This window comes from Fimbriimonas sp. LA-C6, from assembly GCF_055398105.1.
Map to the genome: position 1 here is coordinate 43,480 of NZ_AP038796.1, position 22,757 is coordinate 66,236.

Annotated in this window: 19 protein-coding genes and 1 tRNA gene; 8 read left to right on the forward strand and 12 right to left on the reverse strand. The window is 51.1% G+C overall.

The genetic code is table 11. The annotated features are described in order from the left end of the window. Positions 1–40: 40 nt before the first annotated feature. The gene (locus ACZ51B_RS00195; RefSeq protein ID WP_464295217.1) at positions 41–2,581 is read left to right on the forward strand and encodes a bifunctional YncE family protein/alkaline phosphatase family protein; all 2,541 of its coding nucleotides are present in this window, start codon (positions 41–43) and stop codon (positions 2,579–2,581) included. A 631-nt stretch (positions 2,582–3,212) separates the two neighbouring features. On the opposite strand, the gene ACZ51B_RS00200 is transcribed toward ACZ51B_RS00195, so the two are convergent. The 3 genes from ACZ51B_RS00200 to ACZ51B_RS00210 all read right to left on the reverse strand — a co-directional run bounded on the left by ACZ51B_RS00200 (position 3,213) and on the right by ACZ51B_RS00210 (position 4,989). Then, positions 3,213–3,289: transfer RNA gene (locus tag ACZ51B_RS00200), tRNA-Pro, on the reverse strand. 84 nt (positions 3,290–3,373) lie between these two features. Further along, positions 3,374–4,153, reverse strand: a complete 780-nt coding sequence (locus tag ACZ51B_RS00205) for a hypothetical protein (protein WP_464295218.1) — start codon at positions 4,151–4,153, stop codon at positions 3,374–3,376. 44 nt (positions 4,154–4,197) lie between these two features. Beyond that, positions 4,198–4,989, reverse strand: coding sequence for a hypothetical protein (locus tag ACZ51B_RS00210; protein WP_464295219.1), 792 nt, complete (start codon positions 4,987–4,989; stop codon positions 4,198–4,200). A 75-nt stretch (positions 4,990–5,064) separates the two neighbouring features. Here ACZ51B_RS00210 and ACZ51B_RS00215 point away from each other — a divergent pair, with 75 nt between their 5' ends. From ACZ51B_RS00215 to ACZ51B_RS00225, 3 genes are all read left to right on the forward strand, one after another. Next, positions 5,065–6,252: an LL-diaminopimelate aminotransferase gene (locus ACZ51B_RS00215; RefSeq protein WP_464295220.1), complete on the forward strand. Its 1,188-nt coding sequence runs from the start codon at positions 5,065–5,067 to the stop codon at positions 6,250–6,252. Between the two features lie 141 nt (positions 6,253–6,393). Further along, complete coding sequence (locus tag ACZ51B_RS00220; protein ID WP_464295221.1) at positions 6,394–6,996, forward strand: hypothetical protein; 603 nt, start codon at positions 6,394–6,396, stop codon at positions 6,994–6,996. Positions 6,997–7,116: 120 nt separating this feature from the next. Next, on the forward strand, positions 7,117–7,743 hold the full coding sequence (locus ACZ51B_RS00225; RefSeq protein WP_464295222.1) for a PEP-CTERM sorting domain-containing protein: 627 nt from the start codon (positions 7,117–7,119) through the stop codon (positions 7,741–7,743). 59 nt (positions 7,744–7,802) lie between these two features. Here the strand turns inward: ACZ51B_RS00225 and ACZ51B_RS00230 are convergent, their stop codons facing one another. From ACZ51B_RS00230 to ACZ51B_RS00250, 5 genes are all read right to left on the reverse strand, one after another. Continuing rightward, a complete protein-coding gene (locus tag ACZ51B_RS00230) occupies positions 7,803–11,144 on the reverse strand; it encodes a sodium/proton-translocating pyrophosphatase (RefSeq protein ID WP_464295223.1) in 3,342 nt (1,113 codons plus the stop codon). A gap of 115 nt (positions 11,145–11,259) precedes the next feature. Further along, entirely contained in the window at positions 11,260–11,988 is a 729-nt protein-coding gene (locus ACZ51B_RS00235; protein ID WP_464295224.1) for a hypothetical protein, read from the reverse strand. Positions 11,989–12,100: 112 nt separating this feature from the next. Next, positions 12,101–12,865 (reverse strand): hypothetical protein, encoded by a 765-nt coding sequence (locus ACZ51B_RS00240; protein ID WP_464295225.1) that lies wholly within the window; start codon positions 12,863–12,865, stop codon positions 12,101–12,103. Beyond that, complete coding sequence (locus tag ACZ51B_RS00245; RefSeq protein WP_464295226.1) at positions 12,862–13,422, reverse strand: RNA polymerase sigma factor; 561 nt, start codon at positions 13,420–13,422, stop codon at positions 12,862–12,864. Before ACZ51B_RS00245 ends, ACZ51B_RS00240 begins: the two co-directional genes overlap by 4 nt. A 65-nt stretch (positions 13,423–13,487) precedes the next feature. Then, positions 13,488–14,840 (reverse strand): glycosyltransferase family 39 protein, encoded by a 1,353-nt coding sequence (locus ACZ51B_RS00250; RefSeq protein WP_464295227.1) that lies wholly within the window; start codon positions 14,838–14,840, stop codon positions 13,488–13,490. A 71-nt stretch (positions 14,841–14,911) separates the two neighbouring features. Between ACZ51B_RS00250 and ACZ51B_RS00255 the strand changes: the two genes are divergently transcribed. From ACZ51B_RS00255 to ACZ51B_RS00265, 3 genes are all read left to right on the forward strand, one after another. Further along, positions 14,912–15,910 (forward strand): thioredoxin family protein, encoded by a 999-nt coding sequence (locus tag ACZ51B_RS00255; RefSeq protein WP_464295228.1) that lies wholly within the window; start codon positions 14,912–14,914, stop codon positions 15,908–15,910. Between the two features lie 130 nt (positions 15,911–16,040). Next, a complete protein-coding gene (locus ACZ51B_RS00260; RefSeq protein WP_464295229.1) occupies positions 16,041–17,180 on the forward strand; it encodes a thiamine pyrophosphate-dependent dehydrogenase E1 component subunit alpha in 1,140 nt (379 codons plus the stop codon). Continuing rightward, entirely contained in the window at positions 17,177–18,202 is a 1,026-nt protein-coding gene (locus tag ACZ51B_RS00265) for an alpha-ketoacid dehydrogenase subunit beta (RefSeq protein ID WP_464295230.1), read from the forward strand. Before ACZ51B_RS00260 ends, ACZ51B_RS00265 begins: the two co-directional genes overlap by 4 nt. Positions 18,203–18,267: 65 nt before the next feature. On the opposite strand, the gene ACZ51B_RS00270 is transcribed toward ACZ51B_RS00265, so the two are convergent. The 3 genes from ACZ51B_RS00270 to ACZ51B_RS00280 form a co-directional block, all read right to left on the reverse strand. Then, a complete protein-coding gene (locus ACZ51B_RS00270; RefSeq protein WP_464295231.1) occupies positions 18,268–18,687 on the reverse strand; it encodes a hypothetical protein in 420 nt (139 codons plus the stop codon). Between the two features lie 67 nt (positions 18,688–18,754). After that, entirely contained in the window at positions 18,755–18,928 is a 174-nt protein-coding gene (locus ACZ51B_RS00275; protein ID WP_464295232.1) for a hypothetical protein, read from the reverse strand. A 399-nt stretch (positions 18,929–19,327) separates the two neighbouring features. Next, positions 19,328–19,774, reverse strand: coding sequence for a hypothetical protein (locus ACZ51B_RS00280; protein ID WP_464295233.1), 447 nt, complete (start codon positions 19,772–19,774; stop codon positions 19,328–19,330). 302 nt (positions 19,775–20,076) lie between these two features. On the opposite strand from ACZ51B_RS00280, the gene ACZ51B_RS00285 reads away from it, so the two are divergent. Further along, positions 20,077–20,295, forward strand: a complete 219-nt coding sequence (locus tag ACZ51B_RS00285; RefSeq protein WP_464295234.1) for a hypothetical protein — start codon at positions 20,077–20,079, stop codon at positions 20,293–20,295. 343 nt (positions 20,296–20,638) lie between these two features. Here ACZ51B_RS00285 and ACZ51B_RS00290 read toward each other — a convergent pair whose 3' ends face one another. Next, positions 20,639–22,600, reverse strand: coding sequence for a methyl-accepting chemotaxis protein (locus tag ACZ51B_RS00290; protein WP_464295235.1), 1,962 nt, complete (start codon positions 22,598–22,600; stop codon positions 20,639–20,641). Positions 22,601–22,757 lie beyond the last annotated feature (157 nt).

A 22,757-nucleotide genomic window follows, 5' to 3' on the forward strand; every position in this document is an offset into this window, starting at 1 on the left:
GTCGTATCGCACCCGTGTTTTTAGCAGTAACCTAACGTCTATGAGGCTTCGATGGGTCAGTGTTTTGAGTCTTGCTTTGGTAGGTCTGTTTGGGGCAGGTGTCGGCACCGCTCGATATTTAGCCGATAAGCGACTCCTCGTCACGGGAAAGGCAATTACGCCTCAAGGCGCGCAGACTGAAGTCGGAAGCCATCCAATAAACATGATTCTCTCACCGGACGGCAATTATGTCCTGGTGACCAATTGTGGGTTTAGAGAGCAACTAAGCGTTTTGGATGCCAAAACAGGTGCTCTCATCTCCAGCACGACGTTTGAAGCCAGCAAGAAGGGAGCAGCTCAAGGGCTTTATTACGGATTGGCCGCGACCGTGACAGATGACGGCAAGACAATAATTGCAGCTTCCCGAGGTGCCGAGGATCTCATCAGTCTTTATGATCTTAAAGACGGAAAGCTGACTCACCTGGAAGACGTCGCGCTAGCAAAGAGCGATAACCCATTAAAGATTTCAAGGCACGTTGCTGGGCTCCAGTTCGGACCAAACGCCGACACCCTCTATGTGGTCTGTAACCAAAGCCATGCTTTCAACAAGTTCAAAGGTTCAGTAGCGATCATTGATCGGAAGTTAAAGTCAGAAAAAGTCGTTAACATCGCATCGTTCCCCCTTGCCATGGAGGTCGTTGCAAATAGGCTCTTTGTGACAGCAGAAGGTGGTGATTCCGTGGAAGTAATTGACACGGATACCCTGAAGGTTGAATCCATCCGGACCGGGGTTGGACCCGTCGGCCTTGCACTGGATACCTTTAAGAAGCATCTTTACGTTACCAACTCGATGAGCGACACGCTGAGTGTGGTCAATACCGCAAACCTTAAGGTCGAGAAGACTGTCCTTTTAAGACCTGGGCATCTCCGTGGCTTCCCAGGAAGTACACCTACAGGTGTAACCGTTACTCCGGACGGCAAAACTGTTTTCGTGGCAATGTCAGATCTTAACGCCGTTGCAATCTACAACGCTGAGGCTGATCGCGTAGAGGGATATCTCCCCACCGGCTGGGATCCCACATCCGTCTTAGTAACAAAAGATGGCCAGCGACTTTTCGTTGCAAATGCCAAAGGAGTCCAGGAAAGAAATCCGAATAATCAGACAGTACGTGATTGGGGCCAATACGCCCCCAATATTCTTGAAGGCACCGTGAGTGTCACAGATGTGTACTCAGCAAAGACAAACGTAAAAGAAAGCACACTTGCAGTTTTAAAGAACAATGGTCAGACCTCAATCGACGACCAAAAGAGTTTCGTAAATCCTGGTATCGAACATGTCATCTATGTGGTCAAAGAGAACCGAACTTATGATCAAGTATTAGGCGATATGGAGAGGGGCAATGGTGATCCGAAACTGACGCTGTTCGGGAAAGACATCACACCCAATCAACATGCCTTAGCTGACAGATTTGCTCTCCTTGATAACTTCTATGTTTGTGCAGAAGTCTCAGCAGACGGGTGGAACTGGTCAACAAGCGGCATGACGAATGCCTACGCAAATAGAAACGTGCCCTACAACTACAGTGGGAGAGGCAGGAACTATGATTTTGAAGGAACCGTCAACGGCTCGGCAGTAGATCTCGACGATCAAAGAGATGTAGCCACAGCTGCCGGAGGCTATCTGTGGGACCAGTGTCTTAAGCAGAACATCTCTTTCCGCAACTACGGAATGTTTACGGCGTTCGGTTCCAAAGAAACGGGACCAGACGGCAAGCCCCTAGCCGAAGACAATGCCCCAGACAAGAAAGCTCTGGTAGGCAAGACCTGCCTGGATTTCCGACGCTACGACCTTGCCTATGCAGACAGCGATGCATGGGTTAAACACGACCTTCCTCCCGCACCGGTCCAGCTCACTGGCTATGGAAGATTGCACGAACCGAGCAGAATGTCGGTTTGGTTGCGAGAGTTTAATGAACAGGTATCCAAGAAATCCTTCCCTAAGATGACGTTCCTCCGATTAGGCCGCGATCACACTTCCGGTACGCAAAAGGGACAATATACGCCCCAGGCCTGTGTTGCGGATAACGACTACGCAGTGGGTCAGTTGGTTGAAGCGGTAAGCAAGAGTCCGTACTGGAAGACCACAGCGATCTTTGTGCTAGAAGATGACGCTCAGGCAGGTTACGATCACGTGGATTGTCATCGGTCAACGGCGTATGTGATCAGCCCCTGGATCGAGAAGAATCGACTCGATAGTCGATTCTATAACACGGATAGCGTGCTGCGAACAATGAGTGTGCTGTTGGGTATTAAACCGATCAATCAGTACGTGGCAACCGCACCTCTCATGAATATCTTCACTTCAAAGCCAGGGAATGAGGAGCCCTATTCAGCGATCTTGCCGTCAAAGGCCATCATTGGTGCTATCAATGGTGCAAAGGCTTATCGATCAAAAGATAGTGAACAACTCATCTCCCGCTTCGAGGAAGAGAGCAAAGCAGACATAGAACTCAACGATATCCTATGGCACTCAATTAAGGGAGTCAGTCAGCCACTACCAACTATTCAACAAGGGATTTGGTCTCGCACAATTAAGCGTTAGAAAATTCATATACTCGGCGCCTTAACCGCCGAGTATATCCATGATGTTCGTGGATATTGTCAATAATTGTAAGTTTCTGGGTTAACTTTGATCGATATCATTCATCGGATCTTCCAAAACCAAGTATCTTTATGAGGTCCGAATCGGTTACCGCGAATCGATCCAAACGCAGTTGTTTGAGGCATAAGCCATGTATAGGCTTGAGATATCACTTTTAACGTCTTAAGGCGTTCTTGTGTTTTCTGCTTAAACAATATGAACAACAGGTTGGATTTTGTTGATAGTTATAATTACGTCAATTCTACGGATGGTCACAAAATGACCAGTGATTGCACAGCACCGGATTCAGTCGATCCGAATCGTCTTCTGCGCTCAGTGTCTCGCTCTTTGCGAATGGCGGATGACAACTTGAGAACGTTATTGGACACAGATCCCGAGGCTCTCATAGCAATACTTCAAAATGATCCTCAAGCGCATACAGGACTCATCGAGGCGGCTCTGGTTGAAATTCGACAAGCGATGAATACATTAACTCGTATTCAGTTTTCGAACTAGGTTCCGAACTTGAGCGATGAGGGCTTTGTAACAAAGCTACTTACGTTCACAAGAAAAGAGATGGGTGAACGTTTAATGGTCGGGGCATCCGGATTCGAACCGAAGGCCTCATGCACCCAAAGCACGCGCTCTACCAAGCTGAGCTATGCCCCGACTAGGTTTAAAAATATACCCAGGTCGCACCCAGAAAGGAAACCCCCTGGGCCGGTTTGCTCCAAAAATCCGTTCAGGTCGATTCTATCGAGGCTTTCGCTGAACTGCGATCACGAACATCCCAACTGGCTTTCCAATCCACTCGCTTATGATCTGCTCTCGTTTTGAAGGTTCCTGAGATAACTGCTTGTCAATGCCGAGAGATTCAGCATGGCAAGTAACGCAACTCCTATCATCCGCCTTCACTCGACTGCAGTACAAAACAGTTCCATCCGCTTGCGTTAGGACAACGTGATCCTTCCCAGTCTTCCAAGCCTCGTGGAAGCTCTTCAGTAGAAGGGTGGGTTTCGGCGCGTCTGGAGCTGTCATGGTGATATATGCAGGGCCCTTGACTCTTGCAGCACCATCCGAAGTCGGTAAAGTTTCGACGGTGTAAATGGCGATATTCACTTGTGACTGAACCAGTCCATCTATCGCGATCCGCTCAGGCGAAGACTCGGCTTCCATCATCGGCCGATTGAGTCGGAGGGGATACCATTTCCCGTCGCGTGCCAAAAACTCTCCCGGATGTTTTGGGTTGTTGAAGGAAGCTATCCGCGGATCACGGTTTTTAGGAACGATGTACGTAGTCGGCCCTACATGACGCCGTTGCCCCGGACGAGAAACACGATTGAACCCAAAGTCGACATCTTTCTTGTCGTGAAACCGACGTTGTAGGGCGGCCTCCAGCGTGGCAATGTGTCTGGCCACCGATCTTGGTAGCCGATCATCAGCGGATGGGCCAGAAGTCATGGCAACAGTAGTGACTCCGGCAAGCGCAGACAATCCCAGCGTGATCGATTTTGAAAGTTGTGTGAAAGACATAGTAGAAACGGTCCCTTCTAATAGTTCGGGTGCGGGGTCAGAAATTAGAGGGTTTCATGCTGTACAGTCATGATCTTGGGTTTCAAGGCGATGATAAACATGCCTATAGGCTTCCCAACTGCTAGGTGGGCTTCAGGTCCAATCGGTTTAGAGTGGCAGTTAACACACGATGCATCGTCCGCAACAACGCGGCTGCAACGCAATTGAGTGCCATCCGGCAAGTCTAAAACCACGTGTTCTCTCCCTGACTTCCAAGCATCTTGAAAACTTGATTCAAGCTCCCGGGCCGAAGGTGCGTCAGGTCCAAGCTGACGCAGATAAGCCGGGCCCTTCAGTCTGGTCTTGCCATTTGCTTGAGACATCATGCCTGCCGTGTAGATACTCACTTCGTATGCAGAAGTCTGCAAAGTTTTAACTGCATCAGACTCGTCTCTATTTTCGGGCAAGAGCGTTTCTTTTTGTTTGTTAGTGGGATACCATTTCCCATCCTCAGCCTGGAATAACCCTTGACGTAGAGTCGGATCGTATTTTTCATGGCCTAAACTCATGGCCACCTGAGCGTCCTGGGTCACTGGCCCTACATGCAAACGGCCTGAAGCGCGGACAACTCTCCCGTATCCAAAGAACAGGTCATTTCGATCGTGGAAACGTCGCTGCAATTGCTGCTCAAGCGTCTGAATGCTACTCTCTACAGCCTTTGGCAGTCCCTTCTCCTTGACCAGATCGCTCTCTGTTTTCTTGAAGGTAAAGGGATTTGACCGCATGCCAAGTGCAAGTCCACCGAGCGCAATGAGGCAGGAAGTGATGACAATTGGCTTGGAAAGAGGCACGTTCATGGTTATTGCTCCGGCAACATGTATTTAACGCCCTATCCCGCACCGGGTTACATTAAAGGAAGGTACATTTTTCGGATGCCCGCACGTTCAAAGCGTCTCGACATGATTCCGCCTTACCTCTTTGCTGAGATTTCTCGAGTCAAAGCTGAGGCGATTGCATCAGGCGCAGACATCATCGATCTTGGAATCGGCGACCCAGACCTCCCGACCCCGCAACCCGTCATCGATGCCCTCGTGAAAAGCGCCAACGACCCTGCTACCCACCGGTATGACGAGACCCCGCGCGGTTGGACCTCGTTCCTCGAAGCGGCAGCCGAGTGGTACGCGAAAGAATTCGGACCAGTGATCGATCCTGCCACCGAAGTTGTCCAACTCATCGGAAGTAAAGAAGGCCTGGCACATCTTGCCTGGACATACATCGATGCAGGTGATGTCTCGATCGTTCCAAACCCTGGCTACACCGTGTACAAGGTTAATACCCTCATGGCAGGCGGGGAAGTTTACGAGACCCCTCTCACTGCTGAGAACGGCTTCCTGCCTTCGCTCACAGACATTCCAACAGACATCGCTAAGCGAGCCAAGTTGTTCTATGTTTGCTACCCACACAACCCAACGGGTGCAACGGCGACAATCGAGTTCTACCGTGATCTGGTCAAGTTCTGCAAAGACCACGACATCCTCTTGGTGAACGACATGGCCTATGCCACCGTTGGATACGACGGCTACAAGAACCCTACCGTTCTCCAGGTCGAGGGTGCCAAGGATGTCTCGATCGAGTTCCACTCCCTAAGCAAGATGTTCAACATGACCGGCTGGCGTCTTGGCTTCGCTCTTGGAAATGCAGATGCGGTGCAAAACCTGCAGCGTATGAAGTCGAACATCGACAGCAAGCAATTCCCAGCAATTGCTGAGGCCGGTGCTTATGCCCTCAAGAACGTCGATAACACCGAAACCCTGGCAATGTACGAGCGCCGCAGAAACCTCTTGTGTGATGGTCTGAACGAGATCGGATGGAAAGTCACCAAGCCGAAGTCATCGTTCTATCTCTGGGCCAAGGTCCCACGTGCAGATATGACGAGCGCCGAGTTTGCAAAGGAACTCCTCCAGAAAGCCCACATCGTGGCGATCCCGGGTAACGGCTATGGTACGGAAGGAGAAGGCTATGTCCGGTTCTCCTTGACCCTACCTGGTGACGTAGATGGCATTCGATTCAAGGAAGCCGTCCGACGGATCAAAGAGTCTGGGCTCGTTCCACAAAGCTAAGTCTCAAGCTTCAGGTCCCACTCCCAAAGTGGGACCTTGTGGCCAAATGGAACGGATTTCTTAAATTGTCTTCTAGTAAATTAACTGAATGACTCCGTCTAAGGCGGTTCAACCAGAAAACAGGGACTAAAAGGAAATCAAATGAAAAGAAACCTATTCGCATCCATTCTCGCCATGGCAATCTGCTCCGTTGCACTTGCCAACGAAGGAAAAGTTGTTGCCACCTATCCCTGGGCATTCGATTCGGGTAATCAAACGTCTAGAAGCATGGCAACTCAGACCGTTTACGAGATTGCAACGAAACTAGGTTACTCTCCACTTCCCGTAGAGAAGTCGAACAAGATCTACACCTCAATGAAGCCCGCAATCGCGACGCGTGGAGGAGTTCCGACCCGAAACGAGCTGATTCGGTATGGTAAGGCAGCAGATGCCGACATGATCTTCTACGGCAAAGCTAGCTGGCACACTCGTAGCATCTGGGTAGGTGCGGGCCCGAAAACAATCTCGACAGCAACAGTCGATGTATATGTCTTCGACGTCAAGAAGGGAAGAGTTGTCTTCAGCAAGAAGAAGGTCGAAGGCCGTAGCGACGAAAAAGAGAACGGTCTCAAAGTTGCAGGTGCAGTCTTGTTAACGCCTTTCGTCACAGCAGTCAGCGGAGGCCCTGCAACGCCGCGTGAGCAACGGGCTGTTCAGGTAGCACTCGGCAAGGCGTACGCGTCTTGGAAGCATCCCCGAAGCTAAAAACCATTTGTCACATGTTGTCACGCTGTGTCACGGCAGTGTCACACAGCACCCACATATACTTCTCCTTGTTGGCTCCAACCACGAAATGTGGTTGGAGTTTGGATTCAGGAGAAGATAATGAGATACCTAAAACCACTTGCTGCAGCATGTGCTGCAGTTAGCTTTTCAGCGGCCAATGCCAACCTACTCACCAACGGCGACTTTAGCGCAGGTTCAACCTCAAACGTCGTTTCGACAGCTCTCTTCCCAGGCCCTTGTGCTGCTGACAATTGGGAGGTTTTCCACAACCAACCCAATACAACCTCAGTCACACGAATTGTAACTCAGGGAAATGGGCTACCCATGGGGCTTCCCACAGGAGCCACAACTGCGCTGTACTTCAACACAGACAACTTCCAAAGTGAAGTGGCTCAAACCTTTGATACGTTCAACCATGGACCGGCAACGGCAACGGGTAGCGTGTGGGTCTACGTCCTCAAAGGTACGGCAGGTATGGGATTTGGTAATGGTGGAAACACGGGCTACCTAGCAACCTCAACCATTCACGAGCACTGGCAGAAGCTCACAGCCACCTTTGGCGGACCAGACAATGAGTTCATCATCGGGAATGCCGGATCAGGTGGTGCCATCTTCTACATGGCAAATGCAGAGATCAACGCCGCACCAGTCCCAGAACCGACCACCCTGGCCGTAATTGGGGTCGGAATAGTCGGACTCATTCGGAAGAGACGAGCGAACAAATAGAGAAAAAAGCCTTGCTACCCAATCAGGTAGCAAGGCTTTTTCATGTGTGATTCCTGCTTCTAGCTCTTTCCGACTGGATCTGAGTCTTCCTCAGATTCATCAATAAAGAGTTTCTTCTTCTTGCTGGGTGCAGCTGAAGGAGTTGGAATTTCGAGATTTTGAATAGGTTGTGGAGCCGCTTCAATAGGCTTGCCCGTTCCTTCGGCCTTTGCTGTCTCCAGCATGGCCGACATCGACTGGCCGCGGTTGACGGTCATCGAAAGCGCCAAAATCCCGAGAAGCCCCAACGTGATCGCGATCAGCACACCATCGGAATAGGGCTGAATGATCACGCCAGACACCAACACGGCGACGAGATTCATCACCTTGATCAACGGGTTCAACGCCGGTCCAGCAGTGTCCTTGAAGGGATCACCGATGGTGTCTCCAACGACGGCAGCCTTATGAGCGTCCGAGCCTTTGCCACCGTACATCCCGTCTTCGATCAGCTTCTTCGCGTTGTCCCACATTCCGCCAGCATTCGACATCAGAACAGCCAGAAGCTGTCCGCTGACGATCGCACCCACCAAGAACCCTCCAAGAGCCTGCGCGCCAGTGAGGTTGTAGGTATGGCCGGCAATATCAATATGTGGCTTACCAATCGAGAAACCAAATCCAACAGCTGCCGGAAGAGCGATCGCAAGGATTCCTGGAGCTAATAGCTCCTTCTGAGCCGCTTTAGTGACAATCGCCACACAGCGAGCATAGTCCGGCTTAGAAGTTCCCTTCATGATCCCAGGATCAGAGTGGAACTGCCGACGCACTTCACTAATCAGCTCGAACGAGGATCGACCGACCGCATTGATCGCAAAAGCGGAGAAGAGATACGGCGCAGCCGCACCAATCATAAGCCCGAGGAAGATTTCTGGAATATCTACCCGAAGCCCAATGCCATTCAGGTTCGCGCCATCCAGATAGGAGTGGAATAAGGCGACAGCTGCAACAACAGCCGTGGCAATCGCAAATCCCTTCGTAAGAGCCTTCGTTGTATTACCAGCCGCATCAAGTCTTCCGACTCGCTTAGCACCTTCAGGATTCGTATGGCCGGCGCCACTCATCTCAAACACGCCCTGAGCATTATCTGAGATCGGTCCAAAGGTGTCCATGGCAAGCACAAAGCCCGTCGCGGTCAGCAAGCCAATGCCGACGAGTGCAATGCCATAGAAGCTCAACATGTAGCCGCCATAAACTGCCGGTGAGAACAGATAGAGCGGGAACATCAGCGCAACGACAATAGCAATCGTCATGCAGACGCTCGACACCTGTGCGTGGGCAAAGCCCTGAATGATCATCGGTGCCGGACCAGCAGTCGAAACACCGGCAACCTCTTGGGTTGGCTTACGGTTAGTGCTCACAAAGTAGTCCGTCAATCTCTCGATCACGTAGGCCATGAAGATGCCAAACGTGATCACCGCCCAGAATCCCCACCAGGGAACAGTTTTACCGTCGACGATTGCCACAGTCACTCGAACCGCTTCAGGAGGAGTGGTTCTGTTTCTGTTGTTCTGATCGACAAATGCGTTGAGCTCTGCAACCGACTTCTTGTAAAGACCAACCGAGGAAATCGGTTGAATTCGGACCGCCTCAGTATCAACATCCTTCAATCCAAATGCTAGTTCGTTATCGGGTGATACGTACAGCGCGATGGGGTAGGTGCTTTCGACCTTTATGTCCATGGGTGGAGTCCCAGGCGCCACAGAGTTCTTCTGCTTCTCAATCTGGCTGTCTACCGAAGCCCGGGTTAATGGGCCAATGACCATGACTCCTTCGACGTCAGTAGGAGCTTCACCTGGTTGCTTAGGGGCTTTGCCTTTGTATCGCAACTTGAAGAACGCATTTGCCTCTTTGTCCTTACCACTTAGAAACTCGCCGAGAGTTGCAAACTTCGGTTTGTCCTGCCGAGGCTGATTAGGGTCTGGAGGCAGCTGGACAGCGTACTGAAGCGCAGGAATCGACTTATCTGTGAAATCAGTAACCTGCTTGTACCCTGACAAGTCAGGAGCCAATGCAAATTGCTCTGGCTTGTAAGCGTTTAGAAATTGCTTGACAAGCGGCTCGTCATCCTTAGTGAAATGAGCGGCAAGAACTCTCTTGTCAGCCAGAATGTCTTTGGCTTCCACAGCGTCTTTGCTCTTCTTGCCTTCCTCAGCAAGATCCTGCTGGACCTTGGTGAAGAGAAGGTATTCCTTCTCCATCCTTTTGAGAACACTGCTAACCTGCGCTGTCTCGACCTTTGGCCCAGTGCCTCCCATGAGGAAATAGGACAATGCCAACGTACCAAAGCAAGCGACCGCGGCAGAGATATGCAGACCCTTACGGATAGCAGCCAACGGATCAGAATCGATATCCTCGCTACCCTTAACCATGTTGATGCCGATCATGGAGCCGAGAAGGCCAATGCCGGAAACTGCCAAAGCGAAGACGATCAGGCGAGGCCATGTCTGCGCATCAAAAATCGACGCCGTGGCTGCCGCGAGAACGATGGCAGCAATGAGAGTGACTTCATAGCTCTCAAAGACGTCCGCAGCCATTCCAGCGCAGTCGCCGACGTTGTCTCCAACGTTGTCCGCAATAACCGCCGGATTACGAGGATCGTCCTCCGGAATTCCTGCTTCAACCTTGCCAACAAGGTCTGCACCAACGTCGGCTGCCTTGGTGAAAATACCTCCGCCAACACGCATAAACAGCGCGGCAAGCGAACCACCAAAGCCAAAACCAACAAGAAGAAGCGTGGCAATCTTAGGTGCGAAAAGAATGATGAGACTTGCTCCCATCAATCCAATGCCGACAGTAACAGTTCCTGCCACCGCACCGCTTCGGAAAGCGATTTCTAAAGACTTCTTATAGCTCGTAAGGGCTGCATTGGCAACACGCATATTGCCCAACACAGCCGTAAGCATTCCTGCATAACCGGCAAGGTAAGAACCAGTCACACCGAGCACGAAGCAGAGCGAAACTAGGGAAGCCGTTGTTGTGCCAAGGCGATAATAGAGTCCAAAAAGACCCAAGGCTAGTACAACAACCAGCGGAAGCATGCTTCGAATCTGGCTCTGCAGATAGGCAAGCGCGCCCTCTTTGATGGCGAGGCCCACGCTTTGCATGGCTTCGTTACCAGGCGATTGGCTAATAACCTGTCGTCGAAGGAAACCCCAACCGTAGATGATCGAGACAATCCCAATAGCGCACGTGCACCAAAGGACGATCTGTTGAGGTTGTGTGAACTTGAGAACGACGTTCTCGCCTTCTGCGGCATGCGCCGAAGTAGGGAATAGGAAAAATGCACATGCGAAAAGGAATATTCCCAATGCACGTGGGGTCAAGCTGACAATGGCCGCACGTGCCACTCGCTGAAGCAACTTCATGTTGAGTAAGTAACCTCCTGAGATTCACGCTTCCGTGCAGATATCGCACTTGGCCGCTTCTTTGATTAAACGCAAATATACCCCGCGAACGAATTCGCGAGGTACTTCCAAAAGACTAAGAAAGAGGACGGCAGTCAGCCGCTCCATCGCTCACGGAAAGCTGAGCACGCAACATTTCTGCCTTCTTCTTGGGAATGCCGGTCAAAAGCGTTACGGGTAGTTCGGTCAGCATCTGTTTGACCTGGTTTCTGTTGAGAGCCAACATATGCTGGAGTGTGTTGATCAAGTCTTCCGTTTTAGGGCCGTGAGCTACCAGGACTAGTTCATAAAGTCGAGTATCTTCCTGAACCGCATATCCAGCAGCAAGCTTCTTCTTGGAAACGTAGCCCTCTTCATGGGCAACCGGTATCTCATGATTGCAGGCCTCGCACAACAGAACATCCGTCTTGTCACTGAAATAGTTCAACTCATTGCAATAGCCACAGCGAACCTGGGATACAGAAAGTATCTGTCCATCCTGTACAGGCACAAAACGGTGGCAACTGGAACACGTGAAGTCGTTCTTAGGGGCTTCAACTAACCCATTGACCGCGTGGCAATAAGGGCAATCGACTTTAACAGTCACGACTTTTCGAACCTGAAGCCCGTAGTGAACCGCGACACCCGCTAAAACGAGACCAATCACCAGCAAGATACTGGCGAGGGGAACGAACATACCGCTTTGACCGCGATACATCAAGGCAAGACCGGAAATGATAAATAATGCGAGAGCACCAAAGCCGTAGCTTAGCGCTCGCTCGGAGTGAACCTCTACTACATCAGAACTTCGTTGAACTTGTGGCATGGCAATCCTCCCGTTGGACCTTTGCGTTAAGCGCAGTATAGCAACGGATCAGAAATTAGCCAAGTGTTAAGAGGAAAAGGAATCTTTACGGCGCAATCTTCCACCAGATCAGCTAGCCGCCTACTCGTCTAGTAGACGTGTTCTCAGTACCCTTAGAGTTCGAACTTGGAGCAGGAATGATCAAATAATTCCCACTTCCTTCGTCCACCGCACTAAAACCGTACTTCTGAGCCATGTCGTCCAAGATCTCAACCGTCGATTTAGCGGTGTAGTCCACCGAAACCTGCTGATCAACAAATCCTGGCGCAAATGTTAACTTGATCCCCGAACCGTCGGTAATAAGGGTCAAGGCCTGAGTCAGTAAGGTCTCAGGAATCCGGACATCCTTCGGCCGAAGATAGGCCGGCTCCTCATTCTTTACTTTCGGACGTGTCTCAAGCGTCTCTCGCTTGGTAACAGGTGCGGGTTGGACATTCCCGGATGGAGCAGGCCTGTATTTGATCGGCTCTACCTTTACCGGCTCCGTCTTTACTATGGGAGCAATCGGCTTAGGCTCAGCTTTCTGCTTCGAGTCAAGATTCGCCACCACCGTGTAAGAGGCAAAGGCTAAGCTGGCAAACACCAACGCCCCAACCGCAATTCTTGTCCCAGTGGAAGCAGTTCGAGGTTGTGGGGTCGGCACAAAAGCTGGAACGGCTCGCTCCGCCACAGATGTGTGCTTCCGCTCCTGCTTAAGACCCTTCACCATGGAGATACGACGAAGCAGCTCCGTCCGGTGCTCAGGGTACCGCTGGCCAAACTCCAGCACCGCGTCATCATTTCCCGACTCCGCGAGTGCCCACATCAGGCTGTCCATCTCAGGAGGCAACTTGTTCATTCTTCCTCCTGCTCATACAAAACTCTGAATCGCTCTCGTGCCCGATAAAGTCGCGTTTTGGCTGCATTCACATTGCACCCTAAACTTGAAGCGATTTCTTGAAGGCTCAAGTCCTCCCAATAGAATAGAACCAACAGAGCACGGTCCTGTGGGACCATCTTGGTCAAAGCCGCCTGGATCTTCGGGTCAGAATCGTCCTGCTCTTCAGGAACACAATGCCCCGATGCCTCAGTGAGTTCAACCGTTCGAGATCGATACTTTGTCCGCCGAGCTTCCTGGATGCTGCGGTTGACAGCCACTCGAAAGAGCCAGGTGCTGAATTTGGATCGCTTATCAAACCGGTTAAGATGCCGGTAGACCAGGGTGAAAATCTCCTGAACAGCATCAAGCGCTTCATCGCTGTCTAGAAGAACGCCCCGAGCAATTGCAAACACCTTGTCGTAATAACGAGCGTACAAAGCCTCGAACGCAGCATGATCCCCGGCGAGGAACCGTTCTACTAAAACGGAGTCCTCGTCGAAGGGGGTTTGCTTTGCCTTATCGATGATTGCAGACACCACGATCTCCTATTTCGACGCGATAAACGTGCGTGTCGTTACCCTAACTATGTCTCATCTCGATGCTACCGAACCCGAATGGCGAACTCAGAGGGAAGTCGGACCTCAGCATAGACGCTCACGCCTCCAAAAACCGCGAGTATTAATGCGAGGGCTGCCACCCAGCGATTCTTCAACAACCGTCGAGCCCCGATCGCAAACGCACAAGCAATCGGCCCCAGAGCAGGGAGGATATATCTCGCCTGAGCCTGGAAGTACTGCAAGTTGAATTTCAGGAAAAGCACAACAATGAATGCTGTAAAGACGCCAAGAAGCAGGTGAGTGGTTCGATCCTCCTTACTCTCCGAGTCCTTAAAGGATAGTAACCAACCCAAAAACACCACGCCACTCACAACAATGAGCAGCCGATAAAGCGTGTTGGGAGTGTCCGACATCGGCCTTCCAGTCTCATTGAGGAAGATATCCATGTACCCAAACGCCCCAAAGAACGACCGAATCCCCCACCAACCAACCCAACCTGCAAGATAACCAAACAATCCATAGCTCGACACAAAGGTGCTCGCCTGCGCGGTGTTCACAAACGCCATATTGAACGCCTTGAGCGCAAATGGGTCGCCATACAACGACTGGTTCCGAGCCCACCACGGAGTCGCAATCAGAACGGCAATCCCACAAGCTATCCCAACGCTCTTGATCCAGGATCCTTGATCCCGCTTCATCCATATCGCAATCAAGAGGATCGGAAGCAGGGCTAACGCAGTCGTCTTAGTCAGTAAAGCAATTCCCGTAAGGACACCCGTCAACACAAGAAGCCGAGTATTCCAACCTTCATGAAGAGCCTTCCCGCACAGCGCAAGCACCCAAGAACACAAGGCAATCAGTAGGACGTCGTTGCTCACAGCTGAACTGAGCGCGACATTCGAAGGCAAAAGCGCCGCAAAGGCCGCCGCAAGCAACCCAATCTCCGCACTCCGGAATCCCCAATAGCCTAAGAAAAACACACCAGCAACCCCGATCGACCCTAGCACCACATTAAAAGCTCGCAGCTTCAACCCATCATCGTGCAACTGCAGGTCATTGGCTCCAAGAACCTTGCTCCAACCCGCCGCTAAAACATAAAAAACAGGAGGTTGATGGTTCTCCACGTTTTCTGATAAGGTTGAAAGGTCCTTAAAGTCGAATACAGGAAATCCATCGCCTCTTGCAACGTGCATCACGTAATTCACGTGTTGTCTTTCGTCCGGAGCTCCGATGTCCACCTGAATCGCTTTAGCTGGATCATATGAGAGAACTCCAGCCTGCCGATAAGGCGTCAATTGTGCAAGCCACGCGGCAAGGCACACGTGGAGAAGGATTATCACGCCCAAAATGGGAAGTACGCGAGTATGGAGTCCAGAAGACTTTTGGTGATCGTTCATCGACATGGATACATATGCCTTTTTGCGGGCTAGAATAGATTCAAAGAAGCAATTCTAGCAGGAGACGAATAATGCGAAGAAGCCTAGGAATACTTGCCTTAACAGGGATCGTTGCAGTTGCAGTGGCCCAAGTCAGTGGAAGCGGTCTGCTTTCCACATTCGCCAAATCACTTAACGATGCAAAATCGCTAAGCACGACCTACACCGTTCAGGTTGTCAATGGTACATCAAGCCAATATAAGGTAGAGCTCAAAAAGCCAAACCTGGCACGAATTGAAACACCAGACCAGCTGATCGTTGCCGACGGCAAGCAGATCACCACCTTCGACAAGAAGGCCCAAACCTATTTCAAAGCTCCACAGAATGAAGCAGAACTGAAGGCGATCTTCAGCGCAGACGAGCTCAACATCTGGGCCGGCTTCTTCAATACAGAGGCCTACAAAGCCATCGCGACCAAGGAGCTAGGCAAGCGAAACCGAAATGGTCAGTCGCTGAACGGCGTTGAAGCAACCTACGATGCACAAGGTCGAAAGGTCGTTACCTACTTCCTCAACTCAGACGACAACGTCGCGCGACAAGGCGTCATCGAGCTAGATCGAAACGATCCAAGCAAGAAACTCACCACGATTCTCAACACGAAGTCGCTCACCATCAATGGCGCATCGGCTTCAGACCTGTTCGCATTCTCAGCTCCAGACGGCTCACGAGAAATCACCCTCGCCGAGATGACCGCTGCCAAGTGGTTCACCGATCTGGAAGAAGCCAAGAAGATGGCCAATGCAACAGGCAAGAAAATCTTCGTGGACTTCATGGCTTCCTGGTGCGGCCCTTGCAAAATGCTCGAGCGCGACTGCTTCCACACAGACCAGTTCAAAGAACTCGCTGCGAAGAACTTTGTTCTTCTCAAAGTCGATGTCGATGAGCAGAAGTCCATCGCCAAGATGTACAACATCGAAGCCATGCCAACCCAGTTGGTGCTCGACAAAACAGGCGCTGTTCTGGCGACAAGAGTCGGTTACTCAAACCCTCAAGACTTCTTTGCATTCTTGAAGGGTGCAATTGGACAGTAAGCCGTCCGACAATATAGACCATAACTAAATGAGGCAAGGTCTCGTCTCTTCAAGAGTCGAGACCTTGTTGGCACAGCATTACTAGTTTTTCTGGTAACCTAACCGCAGTCAGTAACGGAGACTTTTCCCATTGAGTAAGCCATCTGGTACGGCGACCGCCGATAAGTCCGAGGCCGCCCCCGAGCAGCATTCCAAGCAACGCCCGCAAGACCTTCTCACCAAAGAGGACCGTCTTGAAATATTCCGTCAGCTATATCTAGCGCGGTATTTTGACGTTCGCCTTATTAAGGAAAAGAAGCGTGGGCGTCTTCGTGGAACCCTTTATTCGTCCCATAACCAAGAAGCAGTTTTAGTCGGATCCTTGTTCGGACTAAGATCTTCTGACTGGATCTCCCCGATCCACCGAGACATGCCGGCGTTCTTCCTCAAAGACGCTAAGTTCAAGTGGTCAGACCCCGACCGCATCGGCATGAGCGTGGAGGAAGTCTGCGCTCAAGTGTGGGGCAAAGTTGGATCTCCTGGCAGAGCCAGAGACAACTGGTCACACATCGGAAGCAAAAAGAATCGGATCATCCACAGCACCTCCATGCTCGCAGGAACCATTCCTGTGGCCGCAGGCGTTGTGTATGCCGATCGCTTGAACGGCTTGGACAGTGTAGTCCTTACCTATAACGGTGAAGGTTCTACTGCTCAAGGCGTATTCCACGAGGCCATCAACTTCGCCGCAGTTCACAAGCTCCCGGTTGTCACCATCATTGAGAACAACCACTGGGCGTACGGAACTCCAAACGGAAAGGAATATTCGCTCCCCGACTTTGCTCGTCGAGCCGACGGATATGGCATCCCAGGTCTCATCGCCGACGGTCAAGACGTCTTCGATGTCTACGACAAGGTGATGGAAGCGGTGGACTATGCCCGAAGTGGCAAAGGTCCAAGCATCGTTGAGTGCAAAACCTTCCGAGCCTACGGTCACGGAGATCACGACGATGATCGCGCAGCGAAATATCGAGAAGCAGACGAAGTCACGAAGGGAAGAGCTAGAGACCCAATCGCGGTCTGTCGCCAAACCCTCCTCGACCTCGGCATCCTCAGCAAAGAAGAAGCCACGAGCTACATGGCGGAAGGCAAAAACGCCACCGATGCAACCAACGAGGATTTCCCACCAGAAGTGGTCGCCTATATGAACCAAGGCATCGAATTTGCACTCGCAAGTCCGCTGCCCGATGCTCAAGAAGGAGCCATGTGGGTCTTTAAGGAGGGTAACCAGTGAGCGCAATTGCAGACGCCCCAGCAACTCCCGAAGTGGAAGTCAAAAAGAACTACCTAACCGCCCTCAAAGAGGCCATCTTCGAGGAGATGGAGCGAAACCCAGACATGATCTGTCAGGGCGAGGACATCGGACTCCTAGGCGGTGCCTTCGGCGTCACCGAAGGTGTTCAAGCCAAGTACGGTGAGGATCGAGTCATCGACATGCCCATCTCCGAGGCATGTATCGTCGGCTCGGCAGTAGGAATGGCCCTCAACGGCAAGACCGTCATGGCCGAGATGCAGTTCATCGACTTCATCTCATGTGGCTTCGACCAGATTGTCAACATGATGGCGACCTACCACTACCGAACCGCAGGCGAAGTCAATCTCCCTGTCGTCGTTCGTGGTCCGGCTGGCGCCTATGGCGGTGGAGCTCTCTACCACAGCCAGATGAACGAAGCCTGGTTCTGCAACTCGCCTGGCCTCAAAGTCATCTGCCCAAGCACTCCCTACGATGCCAAAGGCATGTTGAAGGCAGCTCTTCGAGACGGCAACCCCGTAATCTCCTACGAGATCAAAGAGCTCTACCGAAACACCCACATCGCTGAAGTGCTGCCAGAGGAAGACTACATTGTCGAACTCGGCAAAGCAGCCATCCGAAGAGTAGGGAAGGATATCACCCTCGTCAGCTACGGCCAGAACGTCTACCACTGCCTCCAGGCAGCCGATGAACTGGAAAAGCTAGGAATCAGCGCCGAAGTGATCGACATTCGAACACTTGTCCCGCTCGACGAAGAGACCATCTTCAAGTCGATCGCCAAGACAAGCCGAATCGTCGTGGTCAACGAAGCGCCAATGACCTGCGGATTCGCCGGCGAAATCGTCGCGCGAGTCACCACCAAGGCATTCGACCTCCTAGACGCCCCACCAGCCCGAGTAACCCGAATGGACACCCCAGTCCCCTGGGTCAAACCCCTCGAACTCCACGTTCTTCCATCCGTAGAGAAGATCGTGTCAGCTGCTCTCAAGACTGTTCGATATTAAACAGACATCGCAAAAATGCCCTTCTCTTCGGAGAAGGGCATTTTTTGTAAGCGTATCATCGAGTCCTAACGCTCGTCAACCTGTCCGCCAGCAGTGATGGACACCCGTTCGCCATCCCGGAACAGACAGCCGATAACCCTATCTTGAGGGGTGTTCTTCGTGGAAGCCATCGGCGGTCTCTGATAAGTAAAGTCGCTAGTCGACACTAGGGCAGGCAAGTAAGACTTGAGCAACTGCTTGTCCACGACAGTTGGCCAACGGTCATTGTGGTTTTTCGTCCACTTCATAAGAGCTGAGTGAATCTGTTGAGCATCTGAATGGAGCGCAAGCTTCCTGGCCTGGTCGTGTTTCGCCTGCGAAGCGGCGTTTGAACTGGAAAGGCTAGCCTGCACAAAATACACCACCCCTAAACAAGAAGCCCCACCAACAAAAACCAACCCAACAGCAACCCCCAACCCAATCATCAGCCCCTGCTTCATGCCCATAGGCCGTAGATTAGCACGCTGGGTGATAAGTTATTGTATGATGTCGGCTTCATCGAGAAGTACCGGCTCATTTAGCAAGGTTTTTGAGCGCAGTATGGTATTTCTTCGCTACAAACTTCGCAGATTTTTCAACAACAGCAGCACGTTCAGCAGGGGGCATGTTTGGCCGGACCTTAGGACTGGGTTTAAGGCCGCCAACAGAATCAATATCAACTGAACCGAGGGGCTTTGGTTCTGCCATGAAAGTCATTCCGATTACTACTTATATTATGGTCCGACGAATCCGTATCAGCAAACATTCCCGAATTTCCAAGTATTGTGCTGGAGACAACCTCAGGGAAGATCTAACCTAGTTGCCTTCATGTTTCTATTTCAAAAAAATGCGTTATGTTGCCCCGCGTAGAAGCCGACGGGCTTCACATAACGGCACATTATGATAAGGCGATAGGGAGGGTGAAGGGGTGGCAGTGAGTGCTAAGGCTGTACGGATATGGACGAACAAGAACTAGGTTCCAATGCCACCAGAGAATCAGAACGTGGATTCTCATATATGCCTGACCCCATTCGTCCAGGGGAAAGCCTTGAGGACCATATAGAGCGAACTATTGGCACGTTCTTACGAGAGCGTGCACTCTCAACCCTAAGGGATAAAGAGTCTCAACGACTCATAGAAGGCTGAGTCACTTGCAGTATTGTCTATTTCTGTCTCAAGGCTAGTTCCATTGTCTAGAGTGATTGTCAATCCATATGCTTTCTGTATGGATGATTTTATCCATGGGATAGGGGCAACTGCAATGCTTTGGATAGAAGCTCTTGGATAGATAGCTATACTCCCGTCTTTTTGCACATTGATCACATGAATAACATGGTTTTTAGTGAGTAATACAAGCGTGTCCATCATAGAACACATGAAAAGGATTGGCTCCTTTGCAATCCCTACGGCGGCTTTTGCGGCATCAATAATATTTGAATTAGAAGCATTTGCCGCCTTAAATTCAGTCTCTGATTTGAAATTCTCGTATTCAGGAACGGGGAATTTTCTGGTTACAAGTGCCTTACTTTCTTCCCATATCGTGTCGTTACCCATGCTGCCACTATATCACGACGGCTTGGATTTCATAATTAGTCGTTATTTACGACACGCTTAGCCCAACGGGCTGCGATAGCTTTGTTTGCAATCTCCACTCGCTTCTCAGGCGTTAAGTTCTTAGCCCTTGTGCGCCCGCCTATGGCCCCTTCTTGACGCCAGTACGAAAGATCTTCAGGCTTTTTTATACTGATCGGTTCGGAATCTTCATTTTTCGTAGACATATACTTACCCCTTAGGTTAAGATGGAAATGCGGGCTTGTACCGCGTAGCGGTATGGCCCTGCTTTAAAGGAGGCCAATATGGCTACTACAAAGAAAGGGAAAGTTACTTCCCCCGCAATCGCTAAGAAAGCAGGGAAGGCTCTGGAGGATCCTAAAACTCCAGTGGAGTACCTGGGGATCATCGCAAGTGATCTATCCCAGGCTGAACAAAAGGCGCTTGCAAAAGCGAAAACTAAGGCCCCTAAGCCTATCGTAAAACCAAAGGCTGCTAAGCCTGCGAAACGTAAGTCGAAATAACGACTGACTCCCAACTGTAAGCCTGCTAACGGCTGAACTCTCAAAGCCATTGGGTCCTGCAAGACCTGGTGGCTTTTCTTATTGTTGGTATCAACAACGATATGAGTATACATATTTATTGTTATACGTTTTCTCTAAAAGTGGAGAAAATGCCCCTGTCCCATCCCCTTAGAGTAAGTGAACCCCTTCACCCCGTAACGGATGCGCGAATGCGGTGGAGCTAGCGGATTTCATAATAAGGATTATCGGAAGCAATAGGCCGCCTCTTCTCAGCTCTCCCCCAAACAAAAAAAGCCAGACCCTAAACAAGGGTCTGGCTGGTGAATCAATGTGCTGTCGGCTGTTAAGCAGCGATGCCGAGCTTCAGCTTTCTGCTCGCCGATTGAGAACCCTCAAGTTTGAATGTGCCCACGATACTTTCTAACTCTTGGCTCATATGCGCAAGCTGTGTTGCAGCCTGTCCCACATCCTCGATTCCGGCCAAGAGCTGTGTGGTCCCTGCGGATGCTTCCTCACTGATGGCGGCCACAGTCTCAATAGACTTCTGAACACCCTGAGCGTCTGACAACATATCCGCAGCAAGTTCCTGATTATTCTTGGCAGCTTCGGAGATTTGCAGGATCGTCTTAGAAACGGCGGCGGCGGCGGTGGCAACCGTCTCGTTCTGAATGAGAACCTCCTTTGTGGCGTCCAAAATCTGAGTCAGCGATGCGCCCGCCGATTCACTCTTCTGGCTGCCCTCCGTGACCTCACTCTGAGCACGCTCAATTGCAGTCACAGTCTCCTGAACGGTCGACCGAACAGTGCTGATCAAATCAGCGATCTGCTTGGTAGATGCACTCGACTGCTCTGCTAGTTTGCGAACCTCGTCAGCAACAACAGCAAAGCCCCGACCATGCTCGCCTGCGCGTGCAGCTTCGATGGCAGCGTTGAGAGCAAGTAGATTGGTCTGCTGTGCAATCTGCTCAATAGCGTTGACGATGTTGCCAATGTTCTGACCGTGCTCGTCGAGCTCCTTGACACGCTCAGTTGACTTCTCGACCTCGCTCTTCACGCGGGCCATAGCCGCCACCGTCTCAGAAACGGCAACGTTCCCTTGTTCGGCCGTAGTGGCCATGAGCTGAGCCGAAGCAGTCACGCTTTCAATTCCGCGGTTCGATTCCTGAACAGACAGTGAGATGTCCTCAATCATCGCGTTCTGATTTTCGCTCGCTGTTCGTACGTCGCCTGCTCGATGCGTAAGCTGCGTCACCGTACCAGCCGACTCAGTCGCAGAAATCGCAAGGTCTTCACTTCCCTTCGAGATTTCATTGGATGTAGCAGCACACTCCTCCGCCGCAGCAGCAAGCGTCTGGCTCGTACTAGATACCGCGCTAGCACTTTCCGCAACCCTTCCAACCAAAGCATTCAACGCATTTCGAGCGTCATTGTAGGACCCAATAGCGCTTTGAATCTTGTCGAGCGCTTCGTTAAACGTTTTGGCCATCTGACCGACTTCATCGGTCGAATTGATGTCTACCGACGTCGTAACTGCCGCTACAGGAACCGTGAGATCGCCGTGAGAGAACGCCATCAACCCACCACTCAAAGCGGTTACACAGTTGTCCTTCAACGAGGTCAGCCGATCAGACACTTTCGCTAGCGGCATGGTGATTGATCTGGTAATGAATATTCCGAATATGGCGGACATGAGGAACGCAGCCACTCCAGCCACCACTACCTTGAATCGAATTGCCTGACTTGCCGCATCAGCTGCCTTGGAAGTAGCTGCTCCGAATCGATGATTCCACTCAACAACCTTTTTCAGATGAGGAACTAAGGTGTCACGGTAGGCCGTTACGGTCTCCTTTTCCATGAGATCGAAATCCCCGTCAACGCCATCACCTTCGATCTGCGTTTTGATCCGTGCCCAGATCGCCTTGTAGGCGTTCCAATCTGCTTTGACTTTTTCGATGTTCTCTTTGTCAACTGGATCAGTAGCGTTCTTGACGTAAGCATCAAGCGCCTCATCGGCCTTAGCGATAGTTCCCTCTAGGTCAGATATCAGCTTCTTGCATTTTTCACCGCTGCTACCAGCAGCACGGTACTGCCGGATTCTCACATCAGATGACTCTCGGGCAAAATCGGACAAATGTGTTTGTCCGGCCAAAGCTCCTAGAGACAATTTTTCGATATGAGAGCGTAACTCCGTTGTGCCGCTAATCGAAGTCCAAAGGACCATCGCCGTGAGAGCAAGACTTACTCCGAAGCCCAACGCGAGCTTTTGGGCCAACTTTAAATTCGCAAAGAGTGTCGATATCTTCATTGAATCACCTTAAAACTTACAGTTTTCTGTTATCTCTAAGGTGTGTGTCGGATAAGTGTTAGAAAATCAACAGATTGAATGCTGTCAAATTTGCGGATATTGCCGTGGCGTTCGACACGTTCGTGCATGAACCAGATCAGGGGGCTTAGTCAAAAAT